8 protein-coding genes are annotated in these 19,282 nt (G+C 72.6%); all 8 read left to right on the top strand.

Annotation, left to right across the window (positions count from 1 at the left end):
• Positions 1–473: 473 nt before the first annotated feature.
• From VF584_00410 to VF584_00375, 8 genes are read left to right on the top strand one after another with little or no spacing between them, the layout of a single operon-like run.
• Entirely contained in the window at positions 474–2,405 is a 1,932-nt protein-coding gene (locus VF584_00410) for a non-ribosomal peptide synthetase (protein ID HEX8208614.1), read from the top strand.
• Positions 2,402–3,955, top strand: a complete 1,554-nt coding sequence (locus tag VF584_00405; GenBank protein ID HEX8208613.1) for a beta-ketoacyl synthase N-terminal-like domain-containing protein — start codon at positions 2,402–2,404, stop codon at positions 3,953–3,955. The genes VF584_00410 and VF584_00405 overlap by 4 nt, the downstream gene beginning before the upstream one ends.
• Positions 3,952–7,122: a thioesterase domain-containing protein gene (locus VF584_00400; protein ID HEX8208612.1), complete on the top strand. Its 3,171-nt coding sequence runs from the start codon at positions 3,952–3,954 to the stop codon at positions 7,120–7,122. Before VF584_00405 ends, VF584_00400 begins: the two co-directional genes overlap by 4 nt.
• Positions 7,115–10,612: an amino acid adenylation domain-containing protein gene (locus tag VF584_00395; protein HEX8208611.1), complete on the top strand. Its 3,498-nt coding sequence runs from the start codon at positions 7,115–7,117 to the stop codon at positions 10,610–10,612. The genes VF584_00400 and VF584_00395 overlap by 8 nt, the downstream gene beginning before the upstream one ends.
• Positions 10,605–15,962, top strand: a complete 5,358-nt coding sequence (locus VF584_00390) for a beta-ketoacyl synthase N-terminal-like domain-containing protein (protein ID HEX8208610.1) — start codon at positions 10,605–10,607, stop codon at positions 15,960–15,962. Before VF584_00395 ends, VF584_00390 begins: the two co-directional genes overlap by 8 nt.
• A gap of 1 nt (position 15,963) precedes the next feature.
• Complete coding sequence (locus VF584_00385) at positions 15,964–17,352, top strand: ATP-grasp domain-containing protein (GenBank protein ID HEX8208609.1); 1,389 nt, start codon at positions 15,964–15,966, stop codon at positions 17,350–17,352.
• Positions 17,349–18,266 (top strand): ABC transporter ATP-binding protein, encoded by a 918-nt coding sequence (locus tag VF584_00380; GenBank protein HEX8208608.1) that lies wholly within the window; start codon positions 17,349–17,351, stop codon positions 18,264–18,266. The genes VF584_00385 and VF584_00380 overlap by 4 nt, the downstream gene beginning before the upstream one ends.
• Entirely contained in the window at positions 18,263–19,093 is an 831-nt protein-coding gene (locus VF584_00375; GenBank protein HEX8208607.1) for an ABC transporter permease, read from the top strand. The genes VF584_00380 and VF584_00375 overlap by 4 nt, the downstream gene beginning before the upstream one ends.
• Positions 19,094–19,282: the final 189 nt, after the last annotated feature.

The raw sequence follows: 19,282 nt of genomic DNA, 5'->3' as shown, positions 1-19,282 counted from the left end.
TACATCCGTCCCGCAGTAAAACACGCTGGCCGATCAGGAGCGTTCCCTCCGGAGCACCGGAGTGCTGCTCGCCGCCGCGTAAACGGAGCGGCACTCAGCCATAGGTTGAAAGCGGCCAAAACATGGAGATCGTTTTCAAGCCATTCGGCAAATCCTTAGATGGCGCCTTTCATCTGCTCCGCCAGGGAATTCGGCAACGCAGGTTTCGATCTTACGCAAACGGGAGTTGCCGACGCCGGGCGCAATATTGGGTCAGAAAAGGGCTTACCCGGCATGCATCTAGCATGCAGCATTCCAGAGCGGAAACACGCGAGCCGTTTTGTTGGTCCGTGCATACACACGTTCGACTTTACCTTGCCACTGACATCCTGCAGGCGGGCTGGAGGAGCTGTTGAACGCGCCTGGAGCGCTGCAGCAGTAATGCCAACCTACCCCCAGCGGTGCACTGGTCCACCCAGAGCCTGTCAGGAAAGATGTCGATGCAATTCGAGCGGAACCTGACTCTGGCGGCGGCATTCGGCATCGCCGCACGCCAGCATGCCGACCACACCGCGGTGATCGAGGGCGACCGTTCGATCTCCTACGCCAGGCTGGCGGAGCTGGCCGGCGGCATCGCCTCACTGATCCAGACTACAACCATCAGCTCGCGCGGACCTCCGAAAGCCGGCGAGCCGATCGGTCTTCTGCTCGATCATGGCCTGGACATGGTGGCGGCGATCCTCGGCGCGCTGGGCGCGGGGCGGTGCTACGTGCCGCTGGACACGACCTACCCCCCGGACCGCCTGCGGGCGATGCTGGAACAGGCCGGAGCGACGGAGATCGTCACCCGGCAACGGCACCGGAAGCTGGCGGAGGAGATCGTACCGGCGACCCTCGCCGGCACCTCGCACGTCCATGAGATCGACGCGGCAGCCCCGGCACGCTTCGCCCGCGCTTCCGTCGATCCCGCGCAGCCCGCCTACATCCTCTTCACCTCCGGCTCCACCGGACGGCCCAAGGGCGTATTCCACAGCCACCGCGGCGTGCTGCGCGGGATCGCAAACCACATCAACAACCTGAAGCTCGCCCCCGGTGATCGGCTCAGCCTGGTCACCTCGTTCAGCTACGACATGGCGGTGAGCGACCTGTACGGGGCGCTGCTGAGCGGCGCGACGCTGGTGCTGTGCGACGTGCGCACGCAGGGAATCGCGCGCCTCGCCGCCGCCGTCGCAAAGCACGAGGTGACCGTCTACCACTCCACGCCCACCGTCTTCCGCTCGCTGGTCGACTTCCTGGTGGAGACGCAGGGCCCCTCGGTGAGGCTGCCCAGGGTGCGGCTGGTGCTGCTGGGCGGGGAGCAGACCACCCGCACCGACCTGCGCCTTTCGCGGGCGCACTTCGGCGCGGAGTGCGTCTTCGTGAACGGCTATGGCGCCACCGAGGCCAGCTTCACCCTGCAGGCGCACATCCCCGTGGGGGTGAGCCTGACCGACGATGAAGCGACCGAGCCGGCGGAGCGGGAGGTGCTGCCGATCGGGCGGCCGCTGAACGGCTACGTGCCGGTGCTGCTGAGCCTCGTCGACGGCACGCCGCTGACCGGCGACGGACCGCTGGGGCCGGCGGAGCTGGCGATCCGCAGCGACTACCTGGCTCTGGGCTACTGGGGCGACGCGGCGGCGACGGTGGAGCGCTTCGGCGCCGACGGCAGGCTCTACCGCACGGGAGACGTGGTCCGCCGGCTGGAGGACGGCCAGTACGTGAACGTGGGCCGCATGGACCGCCAGGTGAAGGTGCGCGGCAACCGGGTGGAGCTGGGCGAGGTGGAAGCCGCGCTCGAGGCGCTGGACGGGGTGGTGCGCGCCGTGGTGGTGGCGCACCCGGACGCCACCGGCGCCAAGGAGCTGCTCGCGTTCGTGCGGCCCTCCGCCGGCTCCACCGCCGGCGCGGCCGAGCTGCGCAGGATGCTCGCGCAGAGGCTGCCCACCCACATGCTGCCGCAACGGCTTTCGACCGTCGCGGCCTTTCCGCTTACGGTGAGCGGCAAGGTGGACGTGCTGGAGCTGCTGGCCAACGTGCCGCCCCCGTACACGCCGCCTGGCGCGCACGCACCGCCGGTGGGCGAGCGGGAGGAGCTGGTGGGAGGGATCTGGTGCGAGGTGCTGGGCATCGGCCAGGCGGACCGGGAGACGAGCTTCTTCGACTCCGGCGGCAACTCGCTGATGCTGGCGCGGCTCCAGTACCGGCTGGCGCAGGCGATGGGCCGCGAGATCCCGCTGATCGAGCTGATCGGGCACCCGACCATCGCCGGGATCGCCCGGCTGCAGGACGACGGCGCCGGAAAGGCGCCGGACCGCGGGGTGATCACGCAACGAATGGCTGCCCGGCGCATTGCCCAGCAGCGGCGTTCAGCCGGAGCGGGCCAATGAAAGCGGACGAGATCGCCATCATCGGCATGGCGGGGAGGTTCCCCGGTGCCGAGGACGTGGGGGAGTACTGGGAGAACCTGGTGGCGGGGGTGGACTCCTCGCGCACGGCGACGGCGGGGATCGCCGACTTCGACGCCGAGTTCTTTGGCTTCGGCGCCGCGCAGGCGACGTACACGGACCCGCAGCACCGGATGTTCCTGGAGGTCGCCTGGTCCGCGTTCGAGGACAGCGGATACCTGCCGACCGAGGTGGACCTCTCCATCGGCGTCTTCGCCTCCACCTCGCTCAACCTGTACCTGATGATGCAGATGCGCGCGGGAGTGCACCCGCTGCCGCCGCACCAGACGGCCGACCACATGCCCGCGCTGGTGGCATACCAGCTCGGCGCGCGCGGGCCCACGATGGCGGTGCAGAGCGCGTGCTCCGGGTCGCTGGTGGCGGTGTGCGTGGCCGCGCAGAGCCTGCTCGACTACCGGTGCGACATGGCGATCGCCGGCGGCAGCCGGGTGCACCTTCCCGAGGCCGGCGACACGAGCGACGGGATGGCCGCGCCGGACGGCGTGGTGCGGGCGTTCGACCACGAGGCGACGGGCACGGCGTTCGGGAGCGGGGCGGGCGCGGTGGTGATGCGGCGCCTGACCGACGCGCTGGAAGACGGCGACCACATCCATGCGGTGCTGCGCGGCTGGGCGGTTACCAACGACGGCTCGGACCGCGGCGGATACTCCGTGCCGGGGGTGAACGGACAGGCCGCCGCGGTGGTGGAGGCGCTCGCGGTGGCGGATCTCTCCACCGAGGACATCGGCTTCGTGGAGGCGCACGGAAGCGGAACGCTGCTCGGCGACGCCATCGAGGTGACGGCGCTCCGCCGCGTCTTCAACAACGAGACGGTGCGGACGGTGTTCCTGGGGTCGGGGAAGACCAACATCGGGCACCTGGACGCGGCCTCGGGAATCGCCGGGCTCATCAAGACGATCATGACGGTGGAGCACGGGACGATCCCCGGGAACCTCCACTTCACCAAACCCAATCGGCAGGTCGACTTCGGCCCGCTGGTGGTGCCCACGGAGACGTTCCCCTGGCCGACGGAGGACGAGGCCGGCTGCGGCCGGATCGCCGGGGTCAGCTCGTTCGGGATGGGCGGCACCAACGCGCACGTGCTGGTCTCCGGCACGGACGCCGTCGCCCCGCGCAAGACGGGCGACGACGGGGAGCACGTGCTGTGGCTCTCCGCCCGCTCGCCCGAGGCGCTGAAGGAGATGGCCGGCCGGCTGGGTGAGCACCTGGAGGCGGTCGCGCCGCCGATCGCGGAGGTGGCGTTCACCCTGGCCACGGGGCGGGCCCGGTTCCTCTTTGGGGCGGCCGTGAGGTGCATCGACCTGGAGGAGGCGAAGGTGGGGCTCGCGTCGATCGCGGCGGGCGGCCCGGGCGACGACGCGGGGCCCGACGACAATCCCGATGCCGGCCCCCCGGGAAGGCGTATTCCGCTCCCCACCTACCCATTCGAGCGCCATCGCTTCTGGGCGCAGGGCGTGGAGGATCCGTCATGACCATGTTCGATACCCCCGTGCGCCCGGCCACGGTCGCGACGGCGACCCCGCGGCGGAGCGCGGCCGTCAAGCTGTTCTGCCTCCCCCACGCGGGTGCCGGGGCGAGTGCGTACGCCCGCTGGCCGGCCGCGTTCGGGCCATCGATGGAGGTGCACGCGATCCAGCTCCCGGGGCGGGAGAACCGGATCATGGAGGAGGCGCTGGTCGATCCGGACGCCATCGCGGCGACGATCCTGGGCTCGACCACCGGCCCCTTTGCGCTCTACGGCCACTCGATGGGCGCGCGGCTCGCCTTCGAGGTCGTGCGCGGCCTGCGCGCGTCCGGCGCGCGCCTGCCGGAGGTGCTGTACGTGAGCGGCTGCCGCTCGCCCCACATCACCGGCGGCGGGGTGCTGGACGGCCTGTCGCTGGCTGAAGACGAGGAGTTCATCGCCCGCCTGTGCGACGGCGGCGGGCTCCCCGCCGAGGTCCTGGCGGAGGAGGAGCTGCTGGAGCTGCTGCTCCCCACGCTGCGGGCCGACTTCACCTGGCTGGACGGCTACACCTACCTGGACGCGGAGCCGCTGCCGATCCCCATCGTCTGCTTCGCGGGCGACCAGGACATGACGGCGCCGTTGCACGAGATGGCCGGCTGGGAAGCGCAGACCAGCGCGGGCTTCACGCTGCACGTGCTCCCCGGCGGCCACTTCTTTCCGCGCGACAACCTCGCGGAGATGGTGAAGCTGATGCAGGGCGCGCTGCCCAACGGCAGGCCGGCCACTGCTTCGGCCACAGCGACGGCCGCGCCCCCGCCGGCTCCCGCTCCCACCCCGACCGCTCCGGCTCCGGCCGCGGTCCCGGTGCCCGCACCGGCCCCGGCCCAGGCGCGGGCGGAGCACCGCGTTCCGCTCGGCCGCTGGTCCGTGTGGCGCGACGCCATCCTGCGCACCACCGGCTTCCCCGCCGAGGGGCTCGACCGCTTCACCGCTCCCGAGTGCGCCGTGGCGGCCGATGCCTGGCTCGCCAGCGGCGGCGACCGCACCGCGTACGACGCGTGCTTCAACGAGGCGACCGCCGCCGGCAGCCAGCAGATCCGGGAAATCGCGGTCGACCCGCGCTTCCGCGAGGCGGTCACCTGGCAGAACCCGGTGGTTCGGCACACGCTCGACGGCCTCGCCTCCGGCACCCGCTACCGGCCGACCGTGGCCCGGCACCGGGAGTCGACCGTACTGCGCTACTGGCAGCGGTACTGCGCCAAGAACGAGACGATCGGCTTCTTTGGCCCCGTCTGCTGGGCGCGCGTGGACGCGAGCATGCCGGAGCTGGTGGAAGCCCGTCCCGGGCCGGGGCTGATCCGGCACCGGCGGGTGGCGCTGGAGTCGTGGGCGGTGCAGGCGTTCGCGGACTTCCTGGGGGCCGACCCGGCGCTGCGCCCCTGGCTGCGCCCGCGCCGGCAGCCCCACCTGGCGATCGTCGGCAGGTCCGTGCACTGGCCCCCCAGGGCCGACCGCGTGCTCTCGCCGGCGGAGCTTGCCGTGATGACGGCTTGCGACGGCCAGCGGACGGCCGCCGAGGTCGCACGCTCGCTGGGTCCCCGCCTAGACGACGGCTACCTGCTGATGGAGCGGCTGGCGGAGACCGGCCTGCTGCGCTGGGACTTCGACATCCCCACCGAACCGGGGGCGGAGGCGGCGCTGGTGGCCCAGATCGACGCCATCGGCGATCCGGCGGTGCGCGACAGGGCCGCGGCGTCGCTGCGCGGGCTGCAGGACGCCCGCGACGGGGTGGCGGCTGCCGCCGGCGACCCGGACGCGCTGCGCACGGCGCTGTACGAGCTGGAAAAGGTTTTCACCGACACCACCGGCGAGATGGCCCACCGGCGTCCGGGCGAGCACTACGCCGGGCGGCACCTCTGCTACGAGGACACCGTCCGCGACCTGGACGTGCGCTTCGGCGCGGGGCTGCTGGACGCGGTGGTGGCGCCGCTGGACCTGGTGCTGCGCGCCGCCCGCTGGCTGTGCGCGGAGCTGGCCGAGGTGCACACGGTCGCGCTCCGGGAGCTGTACGACGAGCTGGCCGGATCGCAGGGCGGCAAGCCGGTGAACCTGGCGGAGATCTGGTTCCTCGCCCAGGGGATGTTCTTTGGCGAGGAGGACCGGCCGGCCGACGCGGCGGTGGAGACGTTCCACCAGCGCTGGGCGACGCTCTTCCGGCTGGCGGGCGCGGACCGCGACGACGTCGCCCAGGTGGAGCTGCGCTCGGAGGAGATGGCGCCGCACTTCGAGCGCATCTTTCCGGAGCGCGGGCCGGGGTGGTCCGCGGGGCGGCTGCACAGCCCGGACGTGCTGCTGTGCGCGGCCAGCACGGATGCGCTCAACCGGGGCGATTTCTCGGTGGTGCTCGGGGAGATGCACACCGCCTGGCCGACCTTTGACAACGCCCTCTTCGCCGACTTCCACCCGGCGCCGCAGGAGCTGGTGGACGCGCTGGCGGCCGACCTGGGGCCCAACCGCATGCGGCTGCTCTACCCCACCGACTGGCCGCGCGGCACGGGGCGGCTCGCGCCCGTGCTGGCCGGGCCGACGGACGGCCAGCTCGGCTTCACCGCCGCGCCGGGCGGGCTCCCGCACCGGCTCGTGCCCGCCGCCACGCTGCTGGTGTCGCCCGACGCGGCGACCGGCGAGCTGACCGCTCGGGCTCCGGACGGCCGCAGCTGGCCGCTGCTGGAGGTGTTCGGGCCGCTGCTGGCCACCAAGGTGGTGGACGGGTTCGAGATCCTGGGCGGCCGGCCGCACACCCCGCGCGTGACCCTCGACCGGCTGGTGGTGGCGCGCGAGGCGTGGCGGACCACGGTGGCCGCAACCGGGCTCGCCAGGGTGACGGGCGACGCGGAGCGGTTCCTGGCCGCGCGGCGGTGGCGGGCGCGTGCAGGCCTGCCGGAGCGGGTGTTCGTGCGCGTGAGCACCGAGACCAAGCCGATCTACGTGGACTTCCGCTCGCCGCACTACGTGCGGGCGCTCGCCTCGCTGCTGCGCGGCATGGCCGAGGCGAGCGGAGACGTGACGGGCGGAAGCGTGACGCTGCGGGTGACCGAGATGCTGCCCACCCCGGAGCAGGCGTGGGTGGTGGACGGGGATGGAAACCGATACTTCAGCGAGCTGCGGCTCCAGGTGAGTGACCATGGTTGATACACTTCGGCCGGGCGAGCACCTCCACGCCCGGCGGACGCTCCCGGAGGTGATCCTCGCGCACGCCCGGCTCACCCCGGAAGCGGTGGCCGTGCGGCAGTGGGCCACGGTGCTCACGTACCGCGACCTGGTGTCGCGCGCCGCCGCCATCGCCCAGGAGCTGCGCGACCTGGGCGCGGGGCCGGAGACGATGGTGGGGCTGTGCGCGGGCCGCGAGCCGGACACGCTCGCCGCGCTGCTCGGCGTCTGGTTCGCCGGCGCCGCGTACGTGCCGGTGGACCTCGCCAACCCAGGGCCGCGGGCGCGCGGCATCCTGGCCGACGCGGGTGCCCGTATCGTCATCGCCGACGCGGCGGGGCGGGAGCGGCTGGAAGGTGGGGACTTCCTGTTCGTGGACCCGCGCCGCCCCGCGCACGCCGCAGTGGAGCCGGAGGAGATCCGCCCGAGCTTCGCCGGGCCGGAGAACCTGGCGTACGTGATGTACACGTCGGGCTCCAGCGGCCAGCCCAAGGGGGTGCTCACCACGCACCAGAACCTCGCGGACTGGGTGGCGGGGTGCCCGGTGTGGCTCAACGGGATCGGGCCGGAGATGCGCGCGCTGGCGCTCCACTCGCTCGCCTTCGACGCATCGTGCTACGACCTGCTGGTGCCGCTGGCGCACGGCGGAGCGGTGCAGCTGGTGGACGAGGACGACCGCGCCGACCCATCGCGCCTGCAGCGCTTCATGAGCGAACACCAGGTCACCTGGGCGGCGGCGCCGCCGGGGCTGGCGGCGCTGCTGGAGCCATCCGCGCTTTCCAGCCTGGAGGCGCTGATCGTGGGGGGCGAGGTGGTGCCGTCGCAGCTCGTGGCGAAGTGGACCTCGGGCTCGGGGTGCCGCTTCTACCACGCGTACGGCCCCACCGAGGCCACTGTGGTGCAGGTCGCCACGGAGCTGAGCGGGGAGTGGACGACCCCGCTCCCGCTGGGCTCGGCGCTTCCGGGGCAGCGGCTGTACGTGCTGGGCGAGGACGGCGCGGCGGTGGGGACGGGCGAGGAGGGCGAGCTGTGCATCGCCGGCACCGGCGTCGCACGCGGCTACCTGAACCAGCCGGCGCTCACCGCAGAGCGCTTCGTGCAGGAGCCGGGCAGCCACGTGCCGGGTTCCCGGATGTACCGCACGGGCGACATCGTGCGGCTCCTTCCCGACGGCGGGCTGGCGTTCGTGGGGCGCCGCGACGGCCAGGCGCAGGTGCGCGGCCAGCGGGTGGAGGTGGGCGAGGTGGAGGCCGCGGTGCGCGAGCACCCGGACGTCGGCAGCGTGGCGGTGGTCGCCACGACCGTGCGGGAGAACACCGAGCTGGTCGGCTTCCTGGTGCCGGCGAACGGGCGGCGCCCCGGAGCCGACCAGCTCCGCGACTTCGTCTCCGCGCGGGTGCCCTCCGCGATGGTGCCGCGCCACCTGGAGTGGGTGGAGCAGCTTCCGCTTTCCGTGAGCGGCAAGATCGACCGCAAGCGGCTGGCCGAGCTCGCCTCGCACATCCTGGGCAACGGCAACGGCAAGGGGAACGGCAAGGCCGCCCCGGGCCGTGCGGACGCGGCGCCGCCGGAGGTGGCGGTGCTCTGGCAGCGGGTGATGGGGGGCGAGGCGCCCGCGCGCGACGCCGACTTCTTTGCGCTCGGCGGTCACTCGCTGGACGCGATGCGCCTGGCCGCCGCCATCCGGGGAGAGCTCGGGCGCGACCTGGAGGTGGCGGACATCTTCGCGGCCCGCACGCTGGACGCCCTCACCGAGCGGGTGTCGGTGGCGGCGCCACTGGAGGCAGCCGAGCTGGTGATCGGGCAGCTTCCGATGCTCTCGGCCGCGCAGCGGCGGCTGTGGTTCCTCGACAAGCTGATGCCGGGCTTCGCGGCGTACAACGTCGTCTTCGCCGAGCGGCTGCGCGGCGAGCTGGACGCCGACGCGCTGCGCACGGCGCTGACCGCGGTGGCCGAGCGGCAGACGGTGCTCCGCTGGAGGATCACCGACGAGGAGGGCCAGCCGGTGGCCGTGTGCGACCGCCCCGTCGCCGTGCAGATGCCGGTGGTGGAGATCGCCGAAGCGGAGATCCCGGGGGTGCTCGCGCGCACCGTCGGCCAGGGGTTCGACCTGGCGAAGGGCCCGCTCTGGTCCGCCGTGCTGTACCGCGTCGGGCCAAACGACCACGTCCTGGTGCTGTCGTTCCACCACGCGATCATGGACGGCTGGTCGCAGGAGATCTTCAACGCGGACCTCTCCGCCGCGTACCGCCAGATCACCACGGGCGGCTCGCATCGGCTGCCGGATCTGGACTTCGGCTTCGCGGACTACGTCGCCTGGCGCGCGGCGCGGGACGTGGCGCGCGCGGAGACCGACCTGCACTGGTGGGCCGAGCACCTGCGCGGCGCCCCGAGTGCCCTCCACCTCCCCCACGATCGCGCGCCGCTCCCCCTGCGCAGCAACAACGGGACGTCGCTCGGCATCGACATGGACGAGGCGCTCGACCGCTCGGTGCGGGAGCTTGCCGGCGCGCTGGGCGTGACCCCGCCGATGGTGGTGCTGGCGGCGCTGACCCAGGCGCTGCACCGGCTCGACGGCTCCACCGACCGCCTGGTGGGCGCCGTGGTGGCCGACCGCGGGCTGGCCGCGACCCACGACGTCGTCGGCTTCTTCATCGACATCGTGCCGCTGCGCCTGCGCGCCTCGGGCGAGGGGAGCTTCGCCACGGCGGTGCGCGCGGCCAGCGAGGAGCTGCGCGCCGCCAGCGCGCACCCCGGCGCCACGCTGGAGCAGATCGTGGACGCGCTGGGCGTGACGCGCCAGCCGGGGGTCTCGCCGCTGGTGCAGGTGGTGTTCAACGCCTACAGCTTCGGGCCGCCCCGGCTCGCGCTGGACGGGGTGCAGGCGCAGGCGCTGACGGTGCCGATGCGCGGCGCCCCCGTGGAGCTGACCGTCTACCTGGTGGAACGGGGCGGCCGGCTGGCGCTGGACCTCCGCTACGACTCCGACCTCTACGCCGCGGAACGCATCCGCAGGCTGGGGGCCGACCTGCTGGACCTCCTCACCCACCTGGCCGCCGCCCCGGAGCGGCCGATCGCGGAGGCGCCGACCCGCTTCCGCACCGACTGCGTGAGCGAAGCCGCCGTCGCCCCCCCGGCGCCGGTGCAGCTCCCCCCGTCCATCGGGGGGCCCACGCCCACGGAGCGCATGGTGGCAGACGTCTGGTGCGCGGTGCTGGACGTTCCGCACGTGCGCGCCACCGACAACTTCTTCGACATCGGAGGTGACTCTTTCTCCCTGGTGCAGGTGCAGGCCCGCCTCAGCGAGGCAGCGAGCAGGCCCGTAGCCCTCATCGACCTGTTCCGATTTCCATCCGTACGACAGCTCGCCGTCCATCTGGACGGCGGAGCCAAGGAGTCCGAGCTCATCGGGTCGGCGCGACTGATCGCCGCCCAGCGGGCCCGCAACCGGGGAAGGAGACACCGTGCATAACGAACAGCATACACACGACGACGGCACCCATACGGACGCCGCGAGCGTCGAGCCCATCGCGATCATCGGGCTCGCCGTGCGGGTGCCGGGCGCCGAGAACGAGAAAGAGTTCTGGCAGAACCTGGTGGACGGCAAGGAGTCGATCCGCTTCTACACCCGCGAAGAGCAGATGGCGATGGGCGTGAGCGCCTCGACGCTCGACCAGCCCACCTGGGTGTCGGCTGCCCCGGTGATGCCGCACATGGAGTCGTTCGACGCGGAGCTGTTCGGGATGACGAAGCGGGAGGTGGAGCTCACCGACCCGCACCACCGGACGTTCCTGGAGCTGTCGAACACCGCCTTCGAGGACGCCGGCTACGACCCCGCGCGCTTCGAGGGCGCCGTGGGCGTCTACGCCGGCGCCGGGCACCTGCGCTACCAGTGGCTCAACCTCCGCAAGAATCGCCAGTTCTGGTCGGGCGCCGGGGGCCAGCTCTCGGTCACCGTCTCCAACTCGCCGGACTACGTGGCTACGACGGCCTCGTACAAGCTGAACCTGCGCGGCCCCAGCCTCACGGTGCAGACCGCCTGCTCCACCGCGGCCGTGGCGCTGCACCTGGCGTGCGAGGCGCTGCGCAACGGCGAGTGCGAGATGGCGCTGGCCGGGGGCGCCAACATCGAGCTCCCGCACGGCGTGGGCTACGCATCGGTGGAGGGCTTCACCTCTCCCGACGGCCACTGCCGCCCGTTCGACGCCGCCGCGGAGGGCACGCTGTGGGGCTCGGGCGCCGGCGTGGTGCTGGTGAAGCGGCTGGCCGACGCCATCGCTGACGGCGACAACGTGCGGGCCGTCATCCTGGGCAACGCCATCAACAACGACGGCGCGTCCAAGGTGGGCTTCTCGGCCCCCAGCGTGGCGGGGCAGGCCGCGGTCGTCGCGCAGGCGGTGGCGAGCGCCGGCATCGACCCGCGCACCATCTCGTACGTCGAGGCGCACGGCACCGGCACCGCCATGGGCGACCCCATCGAGGTCGCGGCGCTGTCGCAGGTCTACGGCGCCTCCACCGGCGACCGGCAGTGGTGCGGAATCGGGTCGGTGAAGGGGAACATCGGCCACCTCAGCCAGGCCGCGGGGATCGTGGGGATCGCCAAGGCCGTGCTGGCGCTGGAGAACGAGATGATCCCGCCGGTGGTGCACTACGAGACCCCGAACCCCAACATCGACTTCGAGAACAGCCCGTTCTACGTGGTCGGCTCGCTCTCCGCGCTCAAGGGGAACGGCGTGCCGCCGCGGGTGGGCGTCAGCTCGTTCGGCGTGGGCGGCACCAACACGCACATCGTGATGGAGCAGGCGCCCCCGCGGGTGGCCAGCACGCGCGCGCCGGCCGAGGCCCACGCGCTGCAGCTTTCCGCCGGCTCCGCTTCCGCCCTCGCCACCATGGCGGCGAACCTCGCGCGCCACCTGGACGAGAACCCGGGCGCGGACCTGGGCGACGTCGCCTTCACGCTGCGGGTGGGGCGTACGGAGCGAAAGCACCGCGGGCTGGTGGTGGCCCGCGACACGGCCGACGCGGCGGCGGCGCTGCGCGATCCCAAGCGGCTGATGACGGGGGAGGTGACCGTCCCCGGCAAGGTGGCCTTCCTCTTTCCGGGGCAGGGCGCGCAGTACGTGGGGATGGGCTCCGGGCTGTACCTGGCCGAGCCGGCGTACTCGGCGGCCATCGACCAGTGCATGGAGGTGCTGGGCGCGGAGTTCCGCAAGATCTACTTCGACCCCAACGCGGGTGAGCTGCTGCGCCAGACGCAGTGGACGCAGCCGGCGCTCTTCGTGGTGGAGTACGCGCTCGCCAAGCTGTGGGAGAGCTGGGGTGTGCGCCCCTCGGCGATGATCGGCCACTCCATCGGCGAGTACGTGGCCGCCACGCTGGCCGGCGTCTTCTCCCTGCACGACGCGCTGCGGCTGGTGGCGGTGCGCGGACGGCTGATGCAGTCGCTCCCCGCCGGCTCCATGCTCGCCGTGATGCTGGACGAGGCCGACCTCATCAAGCGGCTGCCGGAGGGGGTCACCGTGGCCGCCGTCAACGGCCCCGCGTGCGTGGTGGCCGGCGAGACGGCGGCGATCAAGGCCTTCGCGGCCACCCTGGAGGCAGACGGGGTGGGCTCGCGCAAGCTGCAGACCTCGCACGCCTTCCACTCCGCCATGATGGACCCGATTCTGGAGACGTTCCAGGCCGAGGTCGCCAAGACGGTGCGGTCGGTGCCGTCGCTCCCCTTCCTCTCCAACGTCACCGGCACCTGGATCACGCCGCAGCAGGCGGTGGACCCGGCGTACTGGGCGAGCCACCTGCGCCAGCCGGTGCGCTTTGCCGCCTGCGTGGCGTCGCTGCGCGAGGTGGAGGGGCCGTGGACCTTCCTGGAGTGTGGCCCGGGGCGGCAGCTCAGCGGGCTGGTGCGGTCGCAGCTTCCGCGTGACTCCGCGCCCCCGGTGCAGAGCCTGCCGGACATGGCGCGCAGCGAGCCGGAGGTGGCGACGCTCTACGCCGCGGCCGGGCGCCTGTGGGTGGCCGGTGTGCAGCTGGAGGCCGAGCGGTTCGGGCCGGCCGGTGCCCGGGTGCAGCTTCCCACCTACCCGTACGAGCGCGTGCGCCACTGGGTGGAGCCGGACAGCGCCGAGTTCCAGGACCGCGACAGCGCCGGCGACACCGGCACCGCGCCCCTGGTGCCGCGCGAGTGGTTCGCCGTGCCCACCTGGCGTGCGCTGCGCCCCAGCGAGCGCACGGAGGCGCTGGAGTCGTGCATGGTCTTCGTGGACGGGCCTCGCGGCGACGCGCTGGCCGAGGCCCTGCGCGCCGCGGGCACCGAGGTGACGGTGGTGCGCCACGGCGAGGAGTACAGCCTGGCCGAGCCGGCCCCCGCGCGGGTGGTGCACGCCTGCGCGCTGGACGGCGAGCCGGCGGGCACGGACCTGGACGCCGCCTGGCGAGCGCAGGAGGTCGGCTACTTCAGCGCCCTGGCGCTGGTGAAGGCGATCGCCGCGTCGAGCCGCGAGATCCACGTAGACCTGATCACCTCGGAGACGGAGGACGCGGTCTCGGGCGGGCTGCGCCGTCCCGAGCACGCCACGCTGGGCGGGATCTCGCGGGTGGCGCCGCTGGAGGTGAACGGGCTCACCATACGGCGCATCGACGTGGACGCGCGCACCGAGCCGCAGGAGATGATCGCCGAGCTGCGCAGGCCGGTGCAGGGCTCCAGCGAGATCACCGTGCGCGCGGGCAGGCGCTGGGGGCTGGACTTCGCGCAGGTGACGCTGGACGACGACGAGCCGGAGCTGCGCGAGGGCGGCTGCTACCTGATCACCGGCGGCCTGGGCGGCATCGGCATCAAGGTGGCCGAGGACCTGGCGCAGCGCACGCGCGGCGTCATCGTGCTGATCTCGCGCACCGACGTGCTGCCGCCGCGCGAGCAGTGGGAGGACCACCTCGCCCGGCACGGCGTCATCGACCGCGCGGGACGCGCCATCGCGGCGATCCGCCGGATGGAGCGCGCCGGGGCCACCGTCGCCGTGATGACGGCGGACGTGGCGGAGCTGGCGGACCTTCGTGCGGTGCGCCACCAGATCGACGTCAACGGCTGGAAGATGGCGGGCATCGTCCACTCCGCCGGGCGCGCGGGGATGGGGATGATCGAGGTCAAGGAGGTGGCCGCGGCCGCCGACGTGATGCGCCCCAAGGTGACCGGCACGCTGGCGCTGCAGGCGGTGTTCGGCGACCTCCCGCTCGACTTCGTCCTCCTCTTCTCCTCCATCACCGCCGTCGCGGGCGGCATGGGGCAGACGGACTACTGCGCGGCCAACGCCTTCCAGGACGCCTACGCCCGCTCGCGCCACGGCTGGAACGCGCAGGTGATCTCCATGAACTGGGGACGGTGGGAAGAGGTGGGGATGGCGGCCGAGATCGCCACCCGCGCCACCGCCCACCTGCGTCCGGACCAGTCCGCCAACGCGGCCATCAACCACCCGGTGCTCACCGCGCGACGCGAGGAGATGATCCAGGGCGAGATCGGGCCGGACAGCCACTGGGTGCTGGACGAGCACCGCATCGGCGGGGTGGCCGTGATGCCGGGCACCGCGCACCTGGAGTGCGCCCGCGCCGCGGTCAGCTTCCTGGTGCAGAACCCCGGCGGGGACGCGGTGGTGGAGCTCAGCGAGCTCAGCTTCCTGGAGCCGCTGGGGGTGCCCGACGGCGAGACCGCCCGCTACCGCATCACGATGGACGCGGACGGCGACTTCCAGATCCAGGACGGGCCCGGCCGCATGCTGGCCGAGTTCCGGGGCCAGTGGGTGCAGCGCCGCGAGAGCGCCACTGTGGACGTGGCGGCCATCAAGCAGCGCAGCCGCCTGATACCCCCGGGCCGCGCGGTCTCCGAGGGGCACCGCACCGGGGTGGTGAGCTACGGCACCCGCTGGGACTGCCTGCGCGAGACCTACACCGGCAAGGGCGAGGACCTGGCGCTCATCGAGGCGCCCCCCGCGGCCGCCGCGGACCTGGACCGCTGGGTCCTGAACCCGGCGCTGCTGGACATCGCCACCTCGTTCGGCTTCTTCAACGGCGAGGGAAGCTTCCTGCCGCTGGCCTACGGCAAGGTGGTAGTGCTGGACCGGCTCCCGGCCGCCTTCTACAGCCACCTGCGCTACCAGGAGTCGCCCACGCCGGGCCTCCTTTCCGCGGCCGTCACGCTGATGGACACCGACGGCAGGGTGCTGGTGGAGATCGACGACTTCACCCTGCGCCGGGTGGACCGCGAGGAGGTCTCCAACAACCTCAGCGCGGGCAAGCCGGCGGTGCAGGACACCAACCCCGAAGGCTCCGGCGAGGAGAGCATCAGCCCCGTGGAGGGGGTGCGGGCGCTGCGCCGCGTGCTGGCCGGCAACATCGGCCGCCAGGTGGCCGTGCTTCCCATCCGGGTGGCGACGGTGCAGGAGCGCGTCAAGCGCGTCGCCGCCGAGTACCACTCCGGCGCCGGCTCCAACCGCAAGGGCGGTTCGGCGGAGTCCGCCGCCTCGGACGCCAGCTACGTGGCGCCGCGCACGGTGATGGAGGAGCGGCTGGTGGAGGTGTGGCAGAACGTGCTCGGCGTGAGCCGCGTGGGCGTGGAGGACGACTTCTTCGCCATCGGCGGCAACTCGCTGGTCGCCGTGCAGCTCGTGTCGCACCTGCGCAAGGCGCTGCGGGTGAAGCTGCCCATGCGCACCCTGTTCGAGACCCCCACCGTCGCGGGGCTCGTGCAGCGGGTGGAGAAGCTGCGCTCCGAAGCGGCGGCCGCCCCCACGGTCGTGGCGGAGCGGCCCCTGGCCGAGGCACTCGGTGACTGACATGAGCGCAACCGCAACGGACGAGATCGTCATCATCGTCCACGACACCGGGTTCGCCTGGGTGGAGCAGACGGCGCTGGCGCTGCGGGCGAGCGGCTGCCGCATCGGGCTGGTGACGGGCTCCAGCTCGCCGGCGGAGCTGGAGCGGCTGCGCGGCCAGGCGGACGACGTGGTGGCGGTGGACGATCCCACCGACGCCGGCCAGGTGGCGGACGCGGGACGGCGGCTGTCGGAGGGCCGCCGCCTCACCGCGCTGCTCTCGGGCAACGACGGCTGCGTGCTGAGCGCGGCGGCGGCGGCCGAGCAACTGGGGGTGGGGCGCGTGTCCGCGCGCGCCATTGCCCTGGCCCGCAACAAGTACGCTGCCCGGCAGGTGCTGCGCGACGCCGGGTGCCCCGTGCCGCGCTTCGCCCTCCTCTCCTCGGAGGCGGACGCCGCCGAGGTCGCCCGCACGGTCGGCTTTCCGGCGATCGTGAAGCCGGTCAACGGCACGGGGAGCCACCTGGTGTTCAGGGTGGGGAGCGAAGCGGAGCTGGCCGAGGCGTACCGCACCCTGGCCGAGCGGCTCCCGGCGTCCGGCAACGGGCGCCTCTACTCCACCCCCCTGGCCGGCACGGACGGCGGCGGGAGCAGCGTGGACCCGCAGCGGACCTTCCTGGTGGAGAGCATGCTGAGCGGCCGGGAGTTCTGCCTGGACCTCGTCATCCGCGACGGCGAGATCGAGCAGCTTCCGCTGATCGACAAGCCGCTCATCGACGGCCGCTTCTTCGAGCTGGCCTTCGCCACCCCGCCCTTCGACATGCCCCCCGACCGGGAGGCGCGGATCCGCGCGGCGGTGAGCGCCGCCGTGCGGGCCATCGGGCTCGACAACACGATGGCGCACGTGGAAGTGATCGACGACGAGACGTTTGGGCCCACCATCGTGGAGGTCAACGCCGGCCGCCCCGGCGGGCCCAACTCCTACACTCTGTACCGCCTCACCACCGGCGTCGACACCGCCGCGGAGCTCCTGGCGGTGTCGCGCGGGCTGCGGGCGCCGCGCGCGGCGGCGGTGCTCCCCACGCCGCTCGCCTCCCTCTCCATCTTCGCGGAGCAGGCGGGGCGCCTGCGGGCCGTCCACGGAGTCGAGCGGCTGGCGGCGCATCCGGACGTCATGCAGGTGGTGAAGGTGCGCGGTCCCGGCGACGTGGTGAGCGAGGAGCGCGAGACGCAGGTGCTCCTCATCGTGGCCGCCGGCTTCTTCGACGCGGAGGACCTCGCGGCGACCTTCGAGGAGCTGAAGAGCATGGTTCGGCTCGAGTTCGAGCCGGACGCCCCCGTCGGCTACGGGGAGATCGAGATCAGCGGCGATCGCGCCCTGGCCGCCCTTCAACCAGAGAGGATCGCATGACCGCTCCAATCATCTCCGTGCGCGGCCTGCGCAAGACGTACGGCGGCGTGCACGCCGTGGACGGGCTCGACCTGGAAGTGCACGCGGGCGAGGTGTTCGCGCTGCTGGGCCCCAACGGCGCCGGCAAGACCACCACCATCGAGATCCTGGAAGGCTACCGCCGGCGCAGCGGCGGCGAGGTCACGGTGCTGGGCCAGGACCCCGCCCGCGCCGGGGCCGCGTGGCGGGCCCGCGTGGGCGTGGTGCTGCAGGAGGCCACCGACGCCGGCCTGCTGACCGTGGAGGAGACGGTGCGCCACTTCGCCGGCTACTACGCCCGCCCCCGCGACCCGGACGAGGTCATCGAGCTGGTGGGGCTCACCGACAGGCGCGGCTCGCGCGTCCGCAGGCTCTCCGGCGGGCAGCGGCGGCGGCTGGACGTGGCGCTGGGGATCCTCGGCAGGCCGGCCCTCGTCTTCATGGACGAGCCCACGACCGGGTTCGACCCGGAGGCGCGCCGCAAGTTCTGGCAGGTGATCCGCTCGCTGGCGGCGGAGGGCACCACCGTGCTGCTGACCACCCACTACCTGGACGAGGCCGAGGCGCTCGCCGACCGCGCGGCCGTCATCGCCAAGGGGCAGCTGGTGGCCGTGGGCAAGCCCAGCGAGCTCAACAACCGCAACCTGGCCCAGCCGATGGTGCGCTGGCTGGACGCCGGCTCCGTCCGCGCGCAGCGCACCCCCACCCCCACCGCGCTCATCGCCGAGCTGGGCCGCCGCCTGGGCGGCGAGGTGCCGGGGCTGTCGGTGCACCAGCCCACGCTGGAAGACGTCTACCTCGACCTGGTGGGCCACGTAGCCGAGGAACCCGGCGGCATGGCGGCGATCCCCGTCGCCATCCCCCTCCCGGAGCACGCACAAGGACAACCCGCATGAGCCAGCAAGCGATCGCGCCCGCCACCATCCGCATGCCGCTGCTGCGGATCGGCGTATCCAGGGGCCTGATGGAGATCAGGCAGTTCTTCCGGGCGCGCGACTCGGTCATCTTCATGTTCGCCCTCCCGATCCTCTTCATGATCATCTTCGGGGCGATCTTCGGAAGGCAGCCGCTGGGCCCGGATCACACGTACAGCCAGGCGCTGGTGCCCGCGCTGATGACCTTTTCCATCCTCTCCACGGGGCTGGTGAACATCGGCGTGTGGATCGTGATCGACCGTGAGAACGGCACGCTGCGCCGCCTCACCACCACGCCCATGCCGGGTGCCGCGTACTTCTTTGGCAAGGTGGTGATGGTGCTGTTCATCGGCATCATCAGCCTGTCGACGCTGGTGGCGATCGGGGTGCTGCTGTACGGCGTCAAGCTCCCCACCGCGCCAGACAAGCTGCTGACCATCGTCTGGGTGACGCTGCTCGGCTACACCACGCTGGGGGTGCTGGGCGTGGCCATGTCCAGCCTGGTGACGCACGGCCGGTCGGCCTCCGCGATCATGAACCTCCCCTCGCTGGTGCTGGCGTTCATCTCCGGGGTGTTCATCCGCTACACGGACATCCCGCCCTGGATGTACGGCTTCGCCTCGCTCTTTCCGGTCAAGTGGATCGCGCAGGGGCTGCGCTCGGGCTTCCTTCCCGACTCGCTGGCGAGGCTCGAGTCGTCCGGCGCCTGGCAGCGCGACCGCGTCTTCCTGGTGCTGCTCGCCTGGCTGATCATCGGCGTCGTCCTCTGCATGACCACCTTTCGCTGGCGGCGGGAGGGCGACGGCTGAGGCGAACGGTCTGCACGGGCGCCCCCGCCGCGGTGGGGTGCCCGTGAAGTGCGGGACGGCGCCGCGGCGCGGACGGCGGCAGGAAATGGTGTAATCCTTGGCCCTGTAACGCGTTGAGAGGGATGCGCCCGGAGCGCGCCCCCCTTGCTTCTGGAGAGCCGCAAGAGGACACAGGGACCCACTCCAGAA

Origin of the sequence: Longimicrobium sp. (assembly GCA_036389135.1) — a bacterium.
GTDB lineage: Bacteria > Gemmatimonadota > Gemmatimonadetes > Longimicrobiales > Longimicrobiaceae > Longimicrobium.
Note: the sequence above shows the minus strand (reverse complement) of the source record. Positions and strands in the feature narration are given on the sequence as shown.

Excerpts from the sequence above, each read along its gene's own strand:
- VF584_00410 (HEX8208614.1), top strand. The coding sequence starts at position 474 with ATGTCGATGCAATTCGAGCGGAACCTGACTCTGGCGGCGGCATTCGGC.
- VF584_00405 (HEX8208613.1), top strand. The coding sequence starts at position 2,402 with ATGAAAGCGGACGAGATCGCCATCATCGGCATGGCGGGGAGGTTCCCC.
- VF584_00400 (HEX8208612.1), top strand. The coding sequence starts at position 3,952 with ATGACCATGTTCGATACCCCCGTGCGCCCGGCCACGGTCGCGACGGCG.
- VF584_00395 (HEX8208611.1), top strand. The coding sequence starts at position 7,115 with ATGGTTGATACACTTCGGCCGGGCGAGCACCTCCACGCCCGGCGGACG.
- VF584_00385 (HEX8208609.1), top strand. The coding sequence starts at position 15,964 with ATGAGCGCAACCGCAACGGACGAGATCGTCATCATCGTCCACGACACC.
- VF584_00380 (HEX8208608.1), top strand. The coding sequence starts at position 17,349 with ATGACCGCTCCAATCATCTCCGTGCGCGGCCTGCGCAAGACGTACGGC.
- VF584_00375 (HEX8208607.1), top strand. The coding sequence starts at position 18,263 with ATGAGCCAGCAAGCGATCGCGCCCGCCACCATCCGCATGCCGCTGCTG.